This window comes from Pseudomonas sp. FME51 (assembly GCF_014897305.1).
This window is the reverse complement of sequence record NZ_JABUYN010000007.1, coordinates 55,987-74,710: the sequence shown is the minus strand read 5'-3', so window position 1 is coordinate 74,710 and position 18,724 is coordinate 55,987. Positions and strand designations below refer to the sequence as shown.

General features: G+C 58.3%; 17 protein-coding genes. 9 read left to right on the top strand and 8 right to left on the bottom strand.

Translation table 11 applies throughout. The features are described 5' to 3' along the window. The 4 genes from INT39_RS13500 to INT39_RS13485 form a co-directional block, all read right to left on the bottom strand. A complete protein-coding gene (locus INT39_RS13500; RefSeq protein WP_226944782.1) occupies positions 1 to 300 on the bottom strand; it encodes a DUF3649 domain-containing protein in 300 nt (99 codons plus the stop codon). Further along, complete coding sequence (locus INT39_RS13495) at positions 297 to 2,441, bottom strand: TonB-dependent siderophore receptor (RefSeq protein WP_193074499.1); 2,145 nt, start codon at positions 2,439 to 2,441, stop codon at positions 297 to 299. Before INT39_RS13495 ends, INT39_RS13500 begins: the two co-directional genes overlap by 4 nt. Before the next feature lie 235 nt (positions 2,442 to 2,676). Beyond that, the gene (locus INT39_RS13490) at positions 2,677 to 4,143 is read right to left on the bottom strand and encodes a spinster family MFS transporter (RefSeq protein ID WP_193074497.1); all 1,467 of its coding nucleotides are present in this window, start codon (positions 4,141 to 4,143) and stop codon (positions 2,677 to 2,679) included. Positions 4,144 to 4,614: 471 nt separating this feature from the next. Next, positions 4,615 to 5,784, bottom strand: coding sequence for a mandelate racemase/muconate lactonizing enzyme family protein (locus tag INT39_RS13485; protein ID WP_193074495.1), 1,170 nt, complete (start codon positions 5,782 to 5,784; stop codon positions 4,615 to 4,617). 99 nt (positions 5,785 to 5,883) lie between these two features. On the opposite strand from INT39_RS13485, the gene INT39_RS13480 reads away from it, so the two are divergent. Further along, complete coding sequence (locus tag INT39_RS13480) at positions 5,884 to 6,771, top strand: LysR family transcriptional regulator (RefSeq protein ID WP_193074492.1); 888 nt, start codon at positions 5,884 to 5,886, stop codon at positions 6,769 to 6,771. 23 nt (positions 6,772 to 6,794) lie between these two features. Here INT39_RS13480 and INT39_RS13475 read toward each other — a convergent pair whose 3' ends face one another. Then, positions 6,795 to 8,054 carry an MFS transporter gene (locus tag INT39_RS13475; RefSeq protein ID WP_193074490.1) on the bottom strand — a complete coding sequence of 420 codons (1,260 nt, stop codon included), beginning with the start codon at positions 8,052 to 8,054 and terminating at the stop codon, positions 6,795 to 6,797. Between the two features lie 202 nt (positions 8,055 to 8,256). Between INT39_RS13475 and INT39_RS13470 the strand changes: the two genes are divergently transcribed. The 3 genes from INT39_RS13470 to INT39_RS13460 all read left to right on the top strand — a co-directional run bounded on the left by INT39_RS13470 (position 8,257) and on the right by INT39_RS13460 (position 10,463). Further along, complete coding sequence (locus INT39_RS13470; protein WP_051611213.1) at positions 8,257 to 8,391, top strand: entericidin A/B family lipoprotein; 135 nt, start codon at positions 8,257 to 8,259, stop codon at positions 8,389 to 8,391. A gap of 171 nt (positions 8,392 to 8,562) precedes the next feature. After that, positions 8,563 to 9,540, top strand: a complete 978-nt coding sequence (locus tag INT39_RS13465) for an NAD(P)H-dependent flavin oxidoreductase (RefSeq protein WP_193074488.1) — start codon at positions 8,563 to 8,565, stop codon at positions 9,538 to 9,540. Between the two features lie 11 nt (positions 9,541 to 9,551). Further along, positions 9,552 to 10,463, top strand: a complete 912-nt coding sequence (locus INT39_RS13460; RefSeq protein ID WP_193074486.1) for a hypothetical protein — start codon at positions 9,552 to 9,554, stop codon at positions 10,461 to 10,463. Positions 10,464 to 10,512: 49 nt separating this feature from the next. Here the strand turns inward: INT39_RS13460 and INT39_RS13455 are convergent, their stop codons facing one another. Then, positions 10,513 to 10,905 carry an acyl-CoA thioesterase gene (locus INT39_RS13455; protein WP_193074484.1) on the bottom strand — a complete coding sequence of 131 codons (393 nt, stop codon included), beginning with the start codon at positions 10,903 to 10,905 and terminating at the stop codon, positions 10,513 to 10,515. A gap of 329 nt (positions 10,906 to 11,234) precedes the next feature. Between INT39_RS13455 and INT39_RS13450 the strand changes: the two genes are divergently transcribed. The 5 genes from INT39_RS13450 to phoU all read left to right on the top strand — a co-directional run bounded on the left by INT39_RS13450 (position 11,235) and on the right by phoU (position 17,935). Further along, the gene (locus INT39_RS13450; protein WP_193074482.1) at positions 11,235 to 12,206 is read left to right on the top strand and encodes a PstS family phosphate ABC transporter substrate-binding protein; all 972 of its coding nucleotides are present in this window, start codon (positions 11,235 to 11,237) and stop codon (positions 12,204 to 12,206) included. 96 nt (positions 12,207 to 12,302) lie between these two features. After that, the gene (locus tag INT39_RS13445; RefSeq protein WP_413468928.1) at positions 12,303 to 14,603 is read left to right on the top strand and encodes an ABC transporter permease subunit; all 2,301 of its coding nucleotides are present in this window, start codon (positions 12,303 to 12,305) and stop codon (positions 14,601 to 14,603) included. A gap of 79 nt (positions 14,604 to 14,682) precedes the next feature. Next, positions 14,683 to 16,299, top strand: a complete 1,617-nt coding sequence (gene pstA, locus INT39_RS13440) for a phosphate ABC transporter permease PstA (RefSeq protein ID WP_226944794.1) — start codon at positions 14,683 to 14,685, stop codon at positions 16,297 to 16,299. A 32-nt stretch (positions 16,300 to 16,331) separates the two neighbouring features. After that, positions 16,332 to 17,165: a phosphate ABC transporter ATP-binding protein PstB gene (pstB, locus tag INT39_RS13435; protein ID WP_193074479.1), complete on the top strand. Its 834-nt coding sequence runs from the start codon at positions 16,332 to 16,334 to the stop codon at positions 17,163 to 17,165. Positions 17,166 to 17,185: 20 nt separating this feature from the next. Continuing rightward, positions 17,186 to 17,935 (top strand): phosphate signaling complex protein PhoU, encoded by a 750-nt coding sequence (gene phoU, locus INT39_RS13430; protein WP_193074478.1) that lies wholly within the window; start codon positions 17,186 to 17,188, stop codon positions 17,933 to 17,935. A 19-nt stretch (positions 17,936 to 17,954) separates the two neighbouring features. On the opposite strand, the gene INT39_RS13425 is transcribed toward phoU, so the two are convergent. Together INT39_RS13425 and INT39_RS13420 are read right to left on the bottom strand one after the other, a co-directional pair. Continuing rightward, complete coding sequence (locus INT39_RS13425; RefSeq protein ID WP_319021362.1) at positions 17,955 to 18,236, bottom strand: DUF2845 domain-containing protein; 282 nt, start codon at positions 18,234 to 18,236, stop codon at positions 17,955 to 17,957. Positions 18,237 to 18,277: 41 nt separating this feature from the next. Further along, a complete protein-coding gene (locus tag INT39_RS13420) occupies positions 18,278 to 18,586 on the bottom strand; it encodes a c-type cytochrome (protein WP_193074477.1) in 309 nt (102 codons plus the stop codon). Positions 18,587 to 18,724 lie beyond the last annotated feature (138 nt).

Sequence of the window (18,724 nt, the reverse complement as noted above, 5' to 3'; positions counted from 1 at the left end):
CTATCCAACGATCATGCGCTGCAGCTGCCAGGCGGCAGCCAGCATCAGGACGCCGCCGGGCGCCAGTACCAGCCAGACCCGCCACAGACTGGCTGCGGCAAAGGTCCAGAGAAACAGCACCATGTACAGGATAAAGGCCAATATCATCATCGCCTGTTCGGCGGCATGGTACTCGACTCCAACCCCATTCAGTGCTGCCACACCCAGTGCAACTACTCCCCAGACGAAGGCGTAGCAGCCAAAGATCGCGGCCAGAATTCGGGACACCACCGCAGCCGGAGACATGGTCGACAGGCTCACCAGCTGTAACTCAGCTTGGCGGTGATTTCTCGGCCTGGATTGTAGTAATCCGCAGTACCGGACCCCACAACATGCTGTTCATCCAACAGATTGCTGACATTGACCGCCAGATCCGTGCCCGGCGCAATCTGGTAATTGAAGGCAGCATCAAACAAGGTCGCCGCTTCGCTCTCGCCGGTATCGTTGAAGTTGCTGAAGTGGTAGCTACCTACATAACGGGCGCCCAGGCCGACACTGACATTCGTGCCCGGCACACTGTAATAACTCCATAGCGAAGCCGAGTGCTTGGGTGCGGAGACGAATTCGTTGCCCTCGATTGATACAACCCCTGCAACCCCTGCGCCCCATACATTCAGTGCCCCGCGGAGCACTTCGGTGTCCATATAGGAGTAGCCGCCGATCAGACTCAGGTTCTCGGTCATCTCGGCCTTGGCCTCAAGATCCAGACCACGTACCCGCTGCTCGCCCACCGTCTGCTGTTCAATGGCACCATTCGGCTGCACGACGGCGATGGCGACGTCATCCTGGGTCAGCTCGTAGACGGCGGCCGAGAACAGCGCATTTATCGCCACCGGGGAATACTTCACACCCAGCTCATACTGACTGCCCCGCTCCGGGGTGACGCCGACCTCAGGTGGAGAAACGGACTCGACCATGCTGACATAGGCAGATACTTCGTCATTGACGATATAGGTCAGCGCGCCGCGGAAAGAGTTTTCCGAGAAGCGGTCCGAAGACCGGATCCCGGAAAGGTGGTCGGTTTCGGAAATGTCCATGGAATCATGGCGCATGCCAAGCGTGAGAATGACACGCTCGTAGAACGACAGGTTCTGCTGCAGGAACAGGGACTTGATGGTGCTGTCCTGGTCCTTGTCCTGGTAGACGATGGCGGGCGAAACGCCTCGGTATACCGGACGGGTAACGTCTATGGGATCGGCAGAGCCATACACCGACACATTTTCGGAAGACGCATCGAGGTATTCCACCCCCACAATGGTGCTGCTATCGATATTCTCCAAGCGCGCATCGTACTGCAGCATCAGGTTGCCATTGAGCTGCTCGGCTTTATCATCAGAACCCAGGTAGCCGCGATCAACCAACGGACCGGTGCGCCCAGCAACGTCATTGATATAGACATAGCCGTACTCATCACTCAGGTCGCTGTGACGCAGGTTGCTGCGCAACGTGAAACCGTTGTCGAAATCATGGCTGAAGCTGCCGCTGATATTGGTGCGCTCGACATCGTGGAAGTTGTAACTCGGTTCACCGAAGAAAGTGTCGCGATCATATTCCCGGTCCTTCGGGTACCCGCCGCTGTTGGGCGTGCTATCCCGGCGCAGATGATCCACTATCAGCGTGGCCGAGGTGAAGGCGGTCGGCTCCCAGGTCAGGCCGCCCATGACGAACCCGTTGTCATCCTGAGAGTGATCGTATTCCCGCTCGCCGTCCTGCATCTTGCCGATGAAACGATAGGCCAGCGTGTCACTGCCGTTCAGCGCATCGCCCACGTCCACGCCCGCTTCTTTATGGTCAAAGGAGCCGTAAGTGACGTATCCCTGACCAATGCGCTCGAAACGCGGCTGCTTGCTGACAAAATTGACCGAGCCGCCTGGGTCTGCCGGACCAAACAGGGTGGAGTTGGCTCCACGCAGCACTTCAATGCGCTCATAGGCAAAGGGCTCCTCGCGTACGCCGCGCATCGAACCCAGGGTCAGGCCGTCCCGGTAGGTGGTGGCCTGGAAACCGCGAATCTGGAAGTAGTCGTTGCGATCGTCAGTACCGTAATAATCGGTGATCACGCCAGGCGTGTACTGCAGCACCTCTTCGGTGGTGCTGGCGCTGCGCTGCTCTATTTCTTTCTGGGTAATGACCGAAACCGAGGCCGGGGTATCGAGGAGACTGGTTGCGATCTTGCCGCCTACCCATAGCTCCTTGGCAACCACCGAATTGGCATCATCATCAGCCGCCACCTTGGCGTTGACGATAATGGGCGCGAGACGAAATGACTCGTCACTCGCGGTGGTCTCCTGTGCGAAGCTGCTCAGGGGCACAGCAGCCAGCGGTGCGCAAAACAGGACCGCACCGGTTGTTCGTTGCCAAGGCGTGCGGGCGGGAATCAGCCGAGTCTTATTGTCAGCCATGCTCAATACCTTTTCCGTTGGATCCAGTAATGCCACGCTCTCTGCGAGCATGCATTGTAAGTAAATGTGTAAGTGATGTTGCGAACGGGAGTATAAAGCAAAAAACGCAGTAACGATAATCGTTCTCATATGAAGCCTGGAAATTTACTCACAGGTTCTGTTCACCAGCGCAGGAGGCCAGTTAATTCTTTAGGCGCAAATGAGAGAGGGCGCAATGCGCCCTCTGGGTAGTCATTTATGGCGTGACCGGTTTTTTCACCTCTCTGTCCACCATATCCTTGCCCAATCGGGTCCAGGTCAACAGAAAGCACAGAGCGCTGACACCGTACAGGCAGGCCATGATGACCATGGAGGTTTGCAGGCTTTGCGCGTAGACCTGTCCGCAGACGTCCTGCAGGTTCTCGGCCAGTTGACCGATGACGGCGGGGTGACACTGATTGCGCGCCAGTTCGCCAGCCGCAACCCCGAGGTCGGCGATGCCGGAATTGAAGAAGATGTCGGAGATTGCGCCAATGAACAGCGGGCCGAAGCCGTAGCCAAACAGGTTGACGAGCAGCAGCATCACTGCCGTGGCCATGGCGCGCACACGCATGCTTACCACGCCCTGGCCGATCGTGTATTGCGCGGCCAGGTAGCCGTACTTCACGAAGCCGCCGATGATCAGGCCGATTGCAGCGTAGAGCAGATTCTCGGTGGTGAAGGCGAAGATATAGAAGGGAATCGACAGTGCCAGGCCTATCGCCGGTACCCAGGCGATGGCGCCGGGGTGCTTCTTGTACATCCTGGTTGCTAGCCAACCGGTGGCGAAGGTGCCAACGGCGGCGGACAGGGCGACCGGCGTGTTGATCCAGATCGCCGCCTGACCGGCGGTAATTTCATAGGTGCGGACCAGAAAGAGCGACTGGAACGAGGAGATACCGTAACCGCAGAACGCGGCAATGGTGGCGCCGGCGGTCATCAGCCAGAAAGCAGGCTTGCCCATCAGCTCGTGGATAGCCTCGCCCAGGCTGGCTCGCTCCCTTTTTGTGGCTTCCGGCGGATCGGTATAGCCTCGCGGCGGCTCTTTGACCGTGAGTTTTAAAACCAGGGCGACCAGCAAGCCCGGCAAACCAACGACAAAGAAGGCGGTGCGCCAATCGAACACGTCGGTAACCCAGCCGCCGACGAGGTTGGCGACCATGGTGCCGAGCGTTACGCCCATGGCGTAGAAGCCCAGGGCCTGGGACCGTTCTCGCGGTATGAAATAGTCCGCGATCAGGGAGTTGGCCGGCGGCGTACAGCCGGCCTCGCCAATACCCACACCGACGCGACACATCAGCAGAATCCAGAACGCGCCTATGGTGACCGAGCCGATGGTGACTTCCGTCGCCAGGCCGCAAAGCGCTGTCATCAGCGACCACAAGGCCACGCAGACGGTCATGATCCACACGCGATTGGCGACATCGGCAAAGCGCGCCAGCGGGATGCCCACGGCTGTGTAGAGCAAGGCGAAACCGAAGCCGGTGAGAAGCCCGAACTGGGTGTCTGTAATCCCGAGGTCCGGTACCAGATCGGGGCCGACGACTGCTAGCAGGGCGCGGTCGACGAAGTTCAAGATGTAAATGAATGTCAGCGCGAAGAGCACATAATTGCGGTACGCCTTGGAGCCGTAGCCGGCCAAGTGGCCTTGGGCTCCCCCCTCTCTGGCAGTGATGGGTCTCATGGACAATAGGCCTTCTAGGTATGTTGTTATAAGTCGATGCGGGCTGTAATCGCACGCTGATATTACCCACTCCTGGCGGTGTCTGCCTGGCCTTAGAACAGTTGAAAGCCCTATCCGACTAGACGAACCTTGCCACTATATCTACATAGTGGGGTTCGGTGGCGCGCAGAATTGTTGAGTTTTGTGAGTCATATTCAGCCGAGAGCGAAGGCCAGGCCTCAGGCTTATGAGAGTCACCGCGACGCGTGATATTACGGCGTAGCAGCGGAACGGCCAGGCATGGTCGAGCCAAACAACCTTTTTGAATACCAGCCCATAAGCCAATGGCATAACTTGAGCAGCACGTAGCTGAAATTCAGCCGAGGACGATACGCTGACGATTCAGACGCCCGCTTTTGACCGGTTTCAGCCGGTCAACAGGTAGCCATGGCCGTTAGCGACGGTCCGTCTTCGGCCACAGCCAGAAGGTGATCAGCCTTCGCCCAATTCACGCATGACTGCGTACAAAGCGGATTTGGCTTCGAAGCCGACGCCGGGGATATCAGGCAAGCCGACATAGCTGTTTTCTACGCGGATGCCGTCAGCGAAGCCACCGAAAGGCTGGAATACGTCCGGGTACGACTCGTTACCCCCCAGGTGTAGACCTGCTGCGATGTTCAGGGACATCTGGTGACCGCCGTGGGGGACTACGCGACGGGACGACCAACCCATTTCTTCCATCACCTTCAAGGTGCGCATGTACTCCACGAGGCCGTAGGACAAGGCGCAGTCGAACTGCAGGTAGTCGCGATCAGGGCGCATGCCACCGTGGCGCAGCAAGTTGCGAGCATCCTGGTGGGAGAACAGGTTCTCGCCGGTAGCCATCGGCAGTTCATAGTGGTTCGCCAGTTCGGCCTGCAGCGCGTAGTCCAGTGGATCGCCAACCTCTTCGTACCAGAACAGGTTGTACTTTTTGATGGCTTCGGCGTAGGCAATGCCTGTCTGCAGGTCGAAGCGGCCATTGGCATCGACGGCGAGGCGACGGCCGTCACCCACCACTTCAAGTACCGCTTCGATGCGACGGATATCTTCATCCAGGGGCACCGCACCAATTTTCATTTTGACGACGTCGTAACCACGATCCAGATAGCTCTGCATTTCCGCCTTGAGTTTGGATTGGTCTTTGCCTGGGTAGTAGTAGCCGCCCGCTGCGTAGACCCAGACCTTGTCATCGGCCACGCCATTACGGTAACGGTCAGCCAACAGGCGATACAGGGGTTTGCCTTCGATCTTGGCCACGGCATCCCAGACCGCCATGTCGATGGTGCCAACGGCGACCGAACGCTCGCCATGCCCACCAGGCTTTTCGTTGGTCATCAGGGTTTTCCAGATAGCGAACGGGTCCAGGTTGTTGTTCTCATGATCGATGAGCGTTTCTGGATCAGCTTCCGCGATACGCGCCAGGAAGCGATCGCGCATGAGTGCGCCTTGACCATAGCGACCATTGGAGTTGAAACCGTAACCAATGACAGGTTTGCCATCGCGGATCACATCGGTGACAACAGCGACAACCGAACAGGTCATCTTGGAGAAGTCGATATAGGCGTTGGCAATGGGCGAGGCGATAGAAACTGTTTTTTCACGGATGTCGACGATGCGCATGATGGGCTCCTCTTGTGGTAGATGGCCCAACATTATTCTTTGCGATGAAGCCCGCCCAATGCTATTAATGCTCCACCCTATGCACAGGAGGCATGGCCTATGGAACTCGTATGGCTAGAAGACTTATCAGCCCTGGCGGAGTACGGCAGTTTTGTTCGTGCAGCTGAAGCACGGCACGTTACTCAGCCCGCATTCAGCCGTAGGGTGCGCTCCCTGGAAAATTGGATGGGGGTACAACTGTTCATCCGGACTCATCAAGGTGCGACGCTGACCGAAGCGGGAAGGCAGATTTTGCCAAGTGCTCAGGAGGCGGCGAGACACTTGTATCGGATGCGCACTGAAGCCCAGGAAGTAGCGGGCATGACTGCCAAAACACTGAACTTTGCAGCGACCCACTCCCTGTCGTTTACATTTTTCCCCAGCTGGCTCAGGAACGCCGAAAACGGGTCGCCAATCGAGGCGGTACAACTTCATTCAGACAGCATGGCTGTGTGTGAGCAGATGCTGATACACGGCCAGATTCAGTTCATGCTCTCCCACCGCCACCCCGATGTTCCGCCATTACTGGCCCCTGATCAGTTCACCAGCAAGAAGGTGGGTGAAGATGTGCTGGTGCCGCTGGCGTGCGCTTCGGCCAACTTCGGCACATCACCAGCGGCCTTGCCTTACCTTGCTTACACCCATGAGTCGGGGCTGGGCCGCATCGTTGCTCACCGGCTCCATGGCAAAGCGGATTACCTTCACCTGAAACCACGGTTCAGTAGCCACCTGGCAGCGGTGCTAATGTCCATGGCTTTGGAGGGCAAGGGGGTTGCGTGGTTACCTGCGAGTCTCACCGAACAGGAAGTGGCAGATGGACGACTGGTCAGAGCGCTCGATGATAGCTGGGATATCCCACTGGAGATTCACCTGACGCGCCCTATGGCCCCACTTAGCCCCTCTGCCGAAGAATTCTGGGCCAGGCTTGGAGGACGGGCGCTCGGGTAGCTGACGCCCAGCGTCCTCTGTGCTCACCTCGCCCCTTCCGACGCTTCCGAAGACTGAGCTGCTGCCTCCATCTTCGGCTCTCCCACCGCCCACTCCTTGGGAAACCGCCGAATCAACAGCGTCAGACCAAACCCCACCGACAACACCACAAAGGTGAAGCTGAAAGCCGCAGGGAACCCCCCGGTGGTTTCGATCAGCCAACCACCGACGGCGGGCCCGAGGAATTGGCCGAATGCAAAGAACAGGGTCGCAAAGCTGAATGCGATGGGGATGTAGCGGGGCGCCACTTGGTCCGTGGCGCTGGTCTGGATCATTGCAAACAAGCCGTTGACCGACGCACCCATCACCATGAAGTGGAAGAAAAAATGGGGCAGAGTCTGCCCGGTGATGGGTAACGCCACGGCTATGAGCACCAGGAACATGCACATGGCCAGTGCGTTGCCCCGGCCCCAGCGGTCAGACAGCCATCCCCAGAGCGGGCCGCCGGCGATGGATAACAGGCCCATCATCGCCATAAACCGTCCTGCAACGGCTTCGTTGTGGCCGCTTTCGACCATGAAGCTGACCATGAACACCGTCTGGACGATATAACCCAGGCCGATGATGCCGTAGGTGGTGGCGACGATCAGTACCCGGGGATGGCGGTAGATCCGCCACTTCACCTCCGACGGCAGCTGGCCGGCAGCGGTGGTTGTGGCCTTGGGTGGATTGCGTACAAAAACACCGATCATGACGGTGACCAACAGGGCGGCGGCGGCAAACATGCCCCAACTGACCCGCCAGCCCTGATCGCCAAACACGTCGAACAGAAGGGGCACGAGAATACCGGTCACCAGGACACTGATACCGACACCGCTGGACATGTAGCCGATGACCAGCCCTCGCTGCTCGGGAAACCAGGTCGCCAGCAGCGCCACCATGGGCGCGAACGCAAAGGCGGTACCAAACCCCAGCAGCCCCATCAGGAACATCACCAACCAGAAGTGGGTGGCAATAGCCAGACCGAGAAACCCTGCCGACACCGTGAGCATGCCGAACATGACGGAGGCCTTCGCGCCCCAGCGGGCGGCAGCCAGGCCGCCGGCCAGAACAAAGCAGACGTAGCACAGGGCGGTAACCGTGCTGAGAATTCCGGCCTGTTGGTAGGATAAGCCAAGGTCTGCGCGCATCGTTGGCAGGATGATGCCGTAGGCCAGGCGGGCGAACCCGATTACAACCAGGGACGTGAGGGTGCCACACAGCACGGTCAGGACCATGTTAGGGCGATCGGCATTCTGGGACATCGGGGCTCTCTTTAATCTGACGCGCAGCGGCTTAGGTTAGCAGCTTTCCGCTATGGTGGCCGATTGAGACAAGCTCCAGCAAACCCTATATGAACCAGCTCCGCCCCTTCGCTGTCCATAATTGTGGCTGCGCTCCATTCAGCCTGACCCACGCTGCCCCCGGCGCGTGACTGGTGCTCAATAATAATGCTGGAGTCAAATTATGAGTCTGACACTGAAATCAGTATTGCTCGGAATGATGGTTCTGTTCATGGCCGGCTGTAACACCATGGAAGGCGCAGGCAGGGATATCCAGAGAGGCGGCGAGGCGTTGGAAGATTCAGCCTCGGACAGGTAACACCAAAACACCAGGCCACTCGTTCGGGTGGCCGGTACTGAGCCATCCATAAACCTCCTGAATACCCCTTCAATCTCATGTTTGCCCGAGCTACGTCAGCCCGCCTACACTCAGTCGTCATTGTCACAGGCACGCCCGCTGCGTGCTGCCAACCCGACTCGCAGGTACGCCATGAAAACCAGAATCACAGAACTCTTCGGTATCGAGCATCCCATCATTCAGGGTGGCATGCATCACGTCGGCTATGCCGAGCTGGCCGCTGCCGTGGCCAATGCCGGCGGACTGGGCATGATTACTGCGCTGACCCAGCCAAACCCCGAAGCCTTGGCCGCAGAGATTCGCCGCTGCCGTGAGATGACCGACAAGGCGTTCGGTGTGAACCTGACCTTTCTGCCCTCGGTCAATCAGCCGGATTATCCCGGCTACATCAAGGCCATCATCGAAGGTGGCGTGAAGGTAGTGGAAACGGCCGGCAACAATCCACAGAAGTGGCTGCCGATCCTCAAGGAAAACGGCATCAAGGTTATCCACAAGTGCACCGCGGTGCGCCATGCGCTCAAGGCCGAGGCCATTGGCTGCGATGCGGTTAGCGTGGACGGCTTCGAATGTGGCGGGCATCCCGGTGAGGATGACATTCCCAACTTCATCTTGTTGCCGCGTGCTGCCGAAGAGCTGACCATTCCCTTTGTCGCTTCCGGCGGTATGGCCGATGGGCGTTCGCTGGCCGCTGCGCTGGCGCTGGGTGCCGACGGCATGAATATGGGGACGCGCTTTATCGCGACTCAAGAGGCGCCGGTGCATGAGAACGTCAAGCAGGCCATCGTTGCGGCCAGCGAGCTGGACACTCGGCTGGTCATGCGCCCGCTGCGTAATACCGAGCGGGTGATGAACAACGCTGCCGTCGAGCGCCTGTTGGAGAAGGAAAAACGCCTGGGGGCGGCTATTAAGTTCGAGGATATCGTCGAGGAAGTGGCCGGCGTCTATCCGCGTATCATGAAAACCGGTGAGATGGATGCGGGGGCCTGGTCCTGCGGCATGGTGGCTGGTCTGATCCATGACGTGCCGACGGTGCAGCAATTGATCGACCGGATCATGGGTGAAGCCGAAGGCATCATTCGCGAGCGCCTCAGCGCCATGCTTAACGGTTGAGGGGACAGCATATGAGCTTCGATACACCTCTTTCTCTGTGCGGCCCGCTGCGTGAACCGAAACAGATGCTGGCTGACCAGCAATACAGTGGTCACACATCCATACATGATGACGACATGGCGGAAAAGCTGGGCTTCCGCGCGGGTCCCATTGAAGGTCCAACCCATTTCAGTCAGTTCGTCCCACTGCTGGCAGAGATCTGGGGTAAGGACTGGTTCGAGCGCGGTTGTTTCTCAGCGCATTTTCAGAACATGGTAGTGGAGGGCGAGCAGGTGCGCGCCTTTGTCGAGCGTCCCACGCCCGGCGCCACCCGGCTGCGCTGCTGGGCAGAGAAAGCCGATGGCACGCCTGTGCTGGAAGCCAGTGCGAGCCTGGGTGATGGACCCAGCCTGCTGGATGAACGTATGGCTAAATTGAGGCCAGCAGACAAACTGGTGATTCTCGCCGACCTGCATGTCGGCATGACCGGTGCGGTGGAAGAGATGGCGCGCATGAATGCTGATCAGCATATGGGCGAGCTGTATCCTTTCTCGCTGCGCCAGAAGCTGGAGCGCATTACCGAGAATTCGCCCTGGTACTCTTCCGCGGAGGATTCACCTTGGGGCCGGCCTGTCATTCCCCTGGAGATGATCAGTGTGCTCGCGCAATACACTGGCAAACAGGCTGATTTTCCGGTCAAACAGCCGGTAGTAGGGCTGTTCGCTGACCTGGAAATCCGCATGATTGACGGGCCATTGCTGGTGGGTGAAGAGTATCTGCTGCGTCGGGAAGTGGTGGCGTTGGCGGAGAGTCGTCGTACCGAATCCTACTGGGTACGCACCAGCATCTACTCAGCCGATGGCCAGCAGTTGAAGGCGCAGATGTTGCTGAACCATGCGGTACTCAAGCATTCCTACCCTGATTATCCGACGGCAGCAGACTGAGGCAAGCGGCAGATAAACGGAACGGCGGGCGCAATGCTCGCCGGCTTCTTCAGCTGGGAATGACCCGTGTGCGGCCGCGGTCATCAATCGCCACGAAAACGAAGGTCGCTTCGGTCACCTTGCGGCTTTCGTCATGGGTATAGTCGTCGCTCCACACTTCCACCAGCACGGTAATCGAACTGCGGCCGATGTCCTTGACCTGGCAGTGAAACGCCAGTTGTGCCCCGACGGGTACCGGCACCATGAAGCCCATACGGTCAATGGCCACAGTGGCGACCCGGCCACGGGCGATACGTGAGGCGCTGCTGGTTCCGGCAATATCCATCTGGCCCACGAGCCATCCACCATAGATGTCGCCGAAGCTGTTGCAGTCGCGGGGCAGGGTGGTGATTTTAAGTGCCAGTTCACCCCTGGGCACCGGATCTTGATCTAGGTCTTGCATGGATTACTCGATGTTGTAGTTGTTGTGTCAGCTGAGGGAAATCGAAAACAGCGACGTGCGCAACGCCTTCCCCTGAATAAATGACAATGATGATTGTTGACAAGCTCAACGCACGTATCTTAAGGGATTGCGAGGGGGGGCTCAATGGCGGAGGTGGCAATAATCGGCGCTGGAACAAGGGAACAGAACAAGGGGAAGTTGGGTAAAAACATTGCCGGCACTTTGATAGCCCTTTTTAATCCAATTGTCACAATCCCTGAATAGAGTTGTCACATCGGCTCCCGATACTGAGTCGCGTGTTGCAAACACTACCTCACTAGGAGAAAGACATGAATATGAAGCGACTGTGCGCCGCTGTTACTGTTGCTGTTGCCGGGATGGCTGCAGGCAACAGCTTTGCTGATGTTGATGCAGGTCTGACAGCCTACGAGAAAGTCGGTGGAGTTTCCGGCAACCTGTCCAGCGTTGGCTCCGACTCCCTGGCCAACATGATGACTCTGTGGGCTGAAGAGTTTAAGCGCCACTACCCTAACGTCAACGTGCAGATCCAGGCCGCTGGTTCTTCCACTGCGCCGCCAGCTCTGACTGAAGGTACTTCGAGCATGGCGCCGATGAGCCGTCAGATGAAGGACAGCGAGCTGCAAGCCTTCGAAGAGAAGTACGGTTACAAGCCGGTCGAGATTCCAGTCGCGATCGACGCCCTGGCGGTGTTTGCGCACAAGGATAACCCGATCAAGGGTCTGACCATGGCTCAGCTGGACGCCGTGTTCTCCTCTACTCGCCTGTGTGGCCATGATCAGGACATCAATACCTGGGGCAAGGCTGGTCTGGATGGTCAGTGGGCCAACCGCGACATCCAGCTGTATGGCCGTAACTCGGTTTCCGGCACCTATGGTTACTTCAAGGAAGTCGCGCTGTGTAAGGGTGACTTCCGCAATGGCGTAAACGAACAGCCTGGTTCGGCTTCGGTGGTTCAGTCCATCAGCCAGTCGCTGAACGCCATCGGTTACTCCGGTATTGGCTACCGCACTTCCAGCGTTCGCACCGTGCCCCTGGCCGCTGCTGAAGGCGAAGAGTTCATCGATGCCACTCCGGAAAACGCCCTCTCCGGTGAGTACCCGCTGGCCCGCTATCTGTACGTGTACGTGAACAAGGCACCAAACAAGGAGCTGGCTCCGCTTGAGCGTGAATTCGTCAAGCTGATGTTGTCCAAGGAAGGTCAGGAAGTCGTATTCAAGGACGGCTACGTGCCGATGCCCAAGCGTGTCGTGGACAAGGTCTACGAAGAGCTGGGTATGTAATAAGGAAGACGCCGGGCAAGGATGCTCAGCTTAAAGGGGTGTGCCGCACGGCACACCCCTTTTCCTGCTTGAATACTGCTGTAATTAATCTGTCATATAGAGCCTGTAGGGTGTGCGCCCATGACTATCCAATCATCACCCAAAGAGACCCGCGTCGACTTTGATACCAAAGCGATGCAACGCCACCGCAAGATGCGTCACTTCAAGGATCACTTTACCCGCTGGTACGTAGCGGTCGGTGGACTGGGTGTGATTGTCGCCATCCTGCTTATATTCCTTTACCTCCTGTCGGAGGTGCTGCCGTTGTTCGGTGGTGCCGAGATGGAAGAGCGCAGCCGTTATCAGCCCGAGTGGCTGGTTGAAAGCGCGCCACCCCTGATGCTGGCCATGGAAGAGCAGGCCGAAGTGGCCGTGCGCCTGTCCGAGGTCGGCCAGCTGGTGTTCTTCAGTACCGCTGATGGAAAATTGATCAGCGAGCAGCAACTGTCGATCCCAGCCGGCGTCGACATCACCAGTTTCAATGTGGAAAGTCCCACTTCCCGACAGTTCGTGGTGGGCCTGAGCAATGGCCAGGTAATCATTGGCCGGCACGATTACCGGGTCAGTTACCCGGATGATAAACGCGTGATCACCCCGAGTTTGGAGTTTCCCTACGGCGAAGAGCCGATCACCCTGGATGAGAAGGGTCGGGCGCTAGGTCAGGTAACCATGCGGGTCAGCGGCAAGGATCTGGCGCTGGTTGCCAGTGTCGATCGAGAGCTGATTTACCAGCGCATCTCCACCCGTGAGAACTTGATGACCGGTGAGGTCAGCATCAGCCAGCAGCAGATCCCGCTGACGCCGGTGAGTGGCGACATCCAGAAGATTCTGGTCGATCCCCTGCTGCAATGGATGTACGTTTTCAATGGCGGGCAGTACGTCAACGTCTACTCTCTGCGCCAGGACGGCAACCTACTTGCCCGTTACCCGGTAGTCGAGGGCGCGGGCAAGCAGGTGACCTCGGCCAATCTGATGCTCGGCGGCATTTCGCTGATCATCGGTGACAGCGAAGGCGGCCTTGCCCAGTGGTTCATGGTGCGCGGTGAAGGCACCGCCAAGCTGACTCACATTCGCAGCTTCGATGCGCAGCGTGGCCAGGCGATTGACAATATTCAGGGCGAGGAACGCCGCAAGGTGTTCATGGCGACCGATGAGCAGGGCCGTATCGGCTTCTATAACACCACTGGGCATCAGAACCTGATGGTGCAAAAGCTCGATGACGAGCCGGTACGTACCTTCTCTATCGGGCCGCGTGCTGCAGATCTGCTGGCCGAACATGCCAACGGCGAGATCAGTTTCTGGAAAGTGGAGAACAACCACCCGGAAATCTCCTGGTCGGCGCTGTGGGGCAAGGTCTGGTATGAGAGCTATCCCGAGCCGGATTATGTCTGGCAGTCGACTTCCGGCACCACCGAGTTCGAGCCCAAGCTGAGCCTGTCGCCGCTGACCTTCGGTACCCTCAAGGCGGCCTTCTACGCGATGATCCTGGCGACACCGATCGCCATCGCGGCGGCGGTCTATACCGCTTATTTCATGGCCCCAGCGGCGCGCCGCAAGGTCAAGCCGGTTATCGAACTGATGGAAGCCTTGCCGACGGTGATCCTCGGCTTCCTGGCCGGCTTGTGGCTGGCGCCGCTGCTGGAGACCAACCTCCCGGGGATTGTTAGCCTGGTGGTGTTGACGCCGATTGCCTTTATTGCCTTTGCCTTTGGCTGGAGCAAGATGCCGGAGAAGGTGCGCTTCATGGTGCCAGACGGCTGGGAGGCCATGCTGCTGATCCCGGTGTTGCTGGTCATCGGCTGGTTCAGTTTCGCGATGAGCATCCATATTGAAGCCATGTTCTTTGGTGGCGATATGCGGGTGTTCCTGACCAATGATCTGGGTATCGACTTTGATCAGCGCAACGCCTTGGTCGTGGGCATCGCCATGGGCTTTGCGGTTATCCCGACGATCTACTCGATCGCCGAGGACGCCGTCTTCAGCGTGCCGAATCACCTGACGCAAGGTTCCCTGGCGCTCGGTGCCACGCCCTGGCAGACCATGAGTCGGGTGGTGATCCTGACCGCCAGCCCGGGGATTTTTTCCGCGGTGATGATAGGCATGGGCCGTGCGGTCGGTGAAACCATGATTGTGCTGATGGCCACCGGCAACACGCCGATCATGGATATGAACATCTTCGAGGGCATGCGTACCCTGTCCGCGAATATTGCCGTGGAAATGCCCGAATCCGAGGTGGGCAGTACCCACTACCGTGTGCTGTTCCTCGCTGCGTTGGTGCTGCTGAGCTTCACCTTCGTGATGAACACCTTGGCTGAATTGATCCGTCAGCGCCTGCGTAAGAAATATGCGTCGCTCTGAGTCCCGGATAACAGGAAACGAAACAGTGAAACAGAATACTTTCAAAGCCTGGTTCAAAAGTGGCAACCCCTGGATCTGGATGAATGCCGGTGCGGTATCCATTGCCGTGGTCATGACCGTCGGCCTGCTGGCGCTGATTGCGGTTCGCGGGCTCAGCCACTTCTGGCCGTCGGATGTGATCGAGGTGGATTACCGCATTCCCGGACAGGAAGCGCTGGTTACCTTGGGTGAAGTAAACAGCCAGGAAGAAGTGTCCCTGGCACGCCTGGCTGGATCGGGCTTGCCGGTGGATGGCGATGCCGATGGCGTAATGAGCCGCATGTTGCTCAAGGTGGGTAACCGCGATATGTACGGCGCGGACTTCCGCTGGGTCATCGGTGAGTGGATGGAAAACCCGCGCACGCCCGAAGACGTGATCGTCGTCGAGCGCCGCGAGTGGGGTAACTTCTACGGCTATCTGGTGGATGTAAGGCAGAACGGTGAAGTGGTCGCCGAGGGTGCCGCCGCCTGGCCGGTACTGCAGCAGGCCATCGACCGGGCGCTGACCATCCATGACGATATCCAGCACCTGGAAAAGGGCGAAATCGGGCGCATCAACGCCGGTCTGGAGCGGCTCCGTCTGGAGGGGCGTGGCTACGAGCTGCGCAATGAGCTGACCCCCGAGCGACAGGCCGAACTGGACGCTGCGCGGGCGGCACTGGATGCGGAGTACGCCCAGCTGGAACAGCAGCTGCAGGGCCTCTATGCCCAGTTCAATCGCGACAGTTTCATGGCCCGGGTGCCCGATGGCCGCGAGAAGGAAATCAGCCTCGGTAAGGTGGTGCGGGTATTCCAACCCAACAGCATGGGGGTGATGGACAAGACGGGGCATTACTTCGCCAAGCTGTGGGAATTCGTCAGCGAAGATCCGCGCGAAGCCAATACCGAGGGCGGGGTCTTCCCGGCCATCTTCGGCACCGTGCTGATGGTGCTGATCATGTCGGTGGTGGTCACGCCCTTCGGTGTGCTGGCAGCGGTGTACCTGCGTGAATATGCCAAACAAGGCTTGGTGACACGGATCATCCGCATCGCCGTGAATAACCTGGCTGGCGTGCCGGCCATCGTGTACGGCGTGTTTGGCCTGGGTTTCTTCATCTACTTTCTCGGCGGCAATATCGACACGCTGTTCTTCCCCGAGGCGCTGCCCACACCGACCTTTGGTACCGGTGGTATGCTCTGGGCATCATTAACCCTGGCCCTGCTGACCGTGCCGGTGGTGATCGTGTCGACCGAAGAAGGTCTGACGCGGATTCCCCGGTCACTGCGTGAAGGCTCATTGGCGCTGGGTGCGACCAAGTCGGAAACGCTATGGAAGATCATCCTGCCGATGTCCAGCCCGGCGATGATGACCGGTCTGATTCTGGCCGTGGCGCGTGCCGCCGGCGAAGTGGCACCATTGATGTTGGTTGGGGTGGTCAAGCTGGCACCGTCATTGGCGGTGAATGGCAACTATCCCTACCTGCACCTGGATCAGAAATTCATGCACCTCGGTTTTCACATTTTCGATGTCGGCTTCCAGAGCCCCAACGTCGAAGCGGCTCGTCCGCTGGTATATGCCACGGCATTGCTGCTGGTCGGCGTGATCGCCACACTGAACTTCTCGGCGGTAGCGATACGTAACCACCTGCGCGAAAAATACAAAGCGCTGGAAAACTGATCGTCTCAACTATTACGACGCGGATACAGATTATGGCCAACAGCAACAAAACCCATGCAATGGATATGAGCGCCCTGGGTCGCTCGGATCAAGAGCTGAGCATGGATCAGGAAACCATCGCACTCGAGGTGCCCGGTCTGAACCTGTTCTATGGCAAGAAACAAGCCCTGTTTGATGTGAGCATGCAGATCCCGCGCAACCGGGTCACCGCCTTCATCGGCCCATCCGGTTGCGGCAAATCCACCTTGTTGCGCTGTTTCAATCGCATGAACGACCTGGTGGATGGCTGCCGCATTGACGGGCAGATCCTGCTCGACGGCAAGAACATCCTGGACAAGCAGGTGAATGTCTCGAACCTGCGTCGGCGGGTCGGCATGGTGTTCCAGAAGCCCAACCCCTTCCCCAAGTCCATCTATGAGAACGTGGCCTATGGCCTGCGTATTCAGGGCGTGAACAACAAGCGCACGCTGGATGAGATGGTTGAATGGGCGCTCAAGGGCGCGGCGCTGTGGGACGAGGTCAAGGACCGCCTGCAGGAGTCGGCACTGGGCTTGTCCGGTGGTCAGCAGCAGCGTCTGGTGATTGCCCGCACCATCGCCGTGGAGCCGGAAGTATTGCTGCTCGACGAACCGGCCTCGGCATTGGATCCAATCTCCACCTTGAAGATCGAAGAGTTGATCAACGAACTGAAGGAAAAATTCACCATCGTCATCGTGACCCACAACATGCAACAGGCGGCCCGGGTATCTGATTACACTGCCTTTATGTACATGGGCGAGCTGATCGAGTTCGGAGATACCAACCGGCTGTTCACCAACCCGGCGAAGAAACAGACCGAAGACTACATCACCGGCCGCTACGGCTAACCCACAGGGAGCGTCATGCCATGACTAAAGACACAGACAGCTTCAAGCAGCATATTTCCCAGCAGTTCAATGAAGAGCTGGAATCGTTGCGCACCCGCCTGCTGGAAATGGGCGGATTGGTGGAAAAGCAGGTCCACGACGCGATCAATGCGCTGATCGAGGCGGACGGCCAGCTCGCCCAGCAGGTGCGTGACAATGACCGGGTGACCAACGAGATGGAGCGGCTGATCGATGAGGAATGCATGCGCATCCTCGCCCGTCGCCAGCCCGCCGCGAGCGACCTGCGTCTGGTGGTGAATATCAGCAAGATCATCGTCGACCTGGAACGTATCGGTGACGAAGCTTCGAAAATCGCTCGCCGGGCGCTGCAACTGATCGAGGAAGGTCAGGCGCCACGGGGTTACGTGGAGTGCCGGCACATCGGTTATCACGTGCACAAGATGGTGCAGCAGTCGCTGGACTCTTTCGCCCGCTACGACAGCCAGCAGGCGCTGGAAGTGGCACGTGAAGATAAGGTTGTCGATCGGGAATACAAGACCGCCATGCGCGAGATGGTCACCTACATGATGGAAGACCCTCGTTCGATCAGCCGGGTATTGAACATCCTCTGGGTGCTGCGTTCACTGGAGCGCGTTGGTGACCACGCACGCAACGTCGCCGAGCATGTGATCCACATGGTCGAAGGCACCAACGTGCGGCATCTCGGCTTGACGCGCATGGCTGAGGAAGTGCATAAAAACATGCAAGTCGAGAAGAATAACGAAGAGTGATTCCGCGGCGGTCCGGGGTCTACCGCTGACTCCGTATCTGTACCAGCCGCCCGTCTATGAATCGCAACTGGTAAGACATGCCATTGGTTGGGCCATAGATCCAATGCTCAACCGTGGCAGCACCTCGCACGATACGACCAGCCCCATCCACAGCGGGGTTGGTCACTTGCCTCGAAGGCGGTTCCCCGCACTTTTCGCCACCATCGCCCTGACAGCTTATCCACAACCGGGAGCGCTCAGGGCCTCTGTGGCAGAGGCGTAGGGCGGACTGAAACAAAAAAGGCTGAGTCCGGTTCAACACCGGGTTCAGCCTTTCTCGACCTGACTATTTCTGGACTACGCTTATTTCAGCGTGAGAACCCATTCAGCCAGTTTAGTCGCTTCTTCATCTGTTACCTGGTTCGGTGGCATGGGAATGGGTCCCCAGATACCACTGGAGCCATTCTTGATGTGACCGGCCAGCAGTTCGACGGCGCCTTCTTGGTCGGCGTATTTGGCTGCCACTTCTTTCAGGGCAGGACCAACCAGTTTGGCATCAACGCTATGACAGGCAACGCAGGGCTTGCTCTTGAACAGGGCTTCGTCTGCCGAGACCGTGTGAGCTGCGGTCAAAGCGGCTGCGGCAACCAAAGGCAACAGATAGAATTTCATGATGTATCCTCAAGGGCTATAACGAACTGCAGCTCCTGCTTATGCGCAACAGATTTGCGGCAGGTATGTATACAAAATGGCCCAGTGGCGGGGATTTATCAAGTGGCTAAATGCCGCAGGGGCAATTGGGTTGGACGC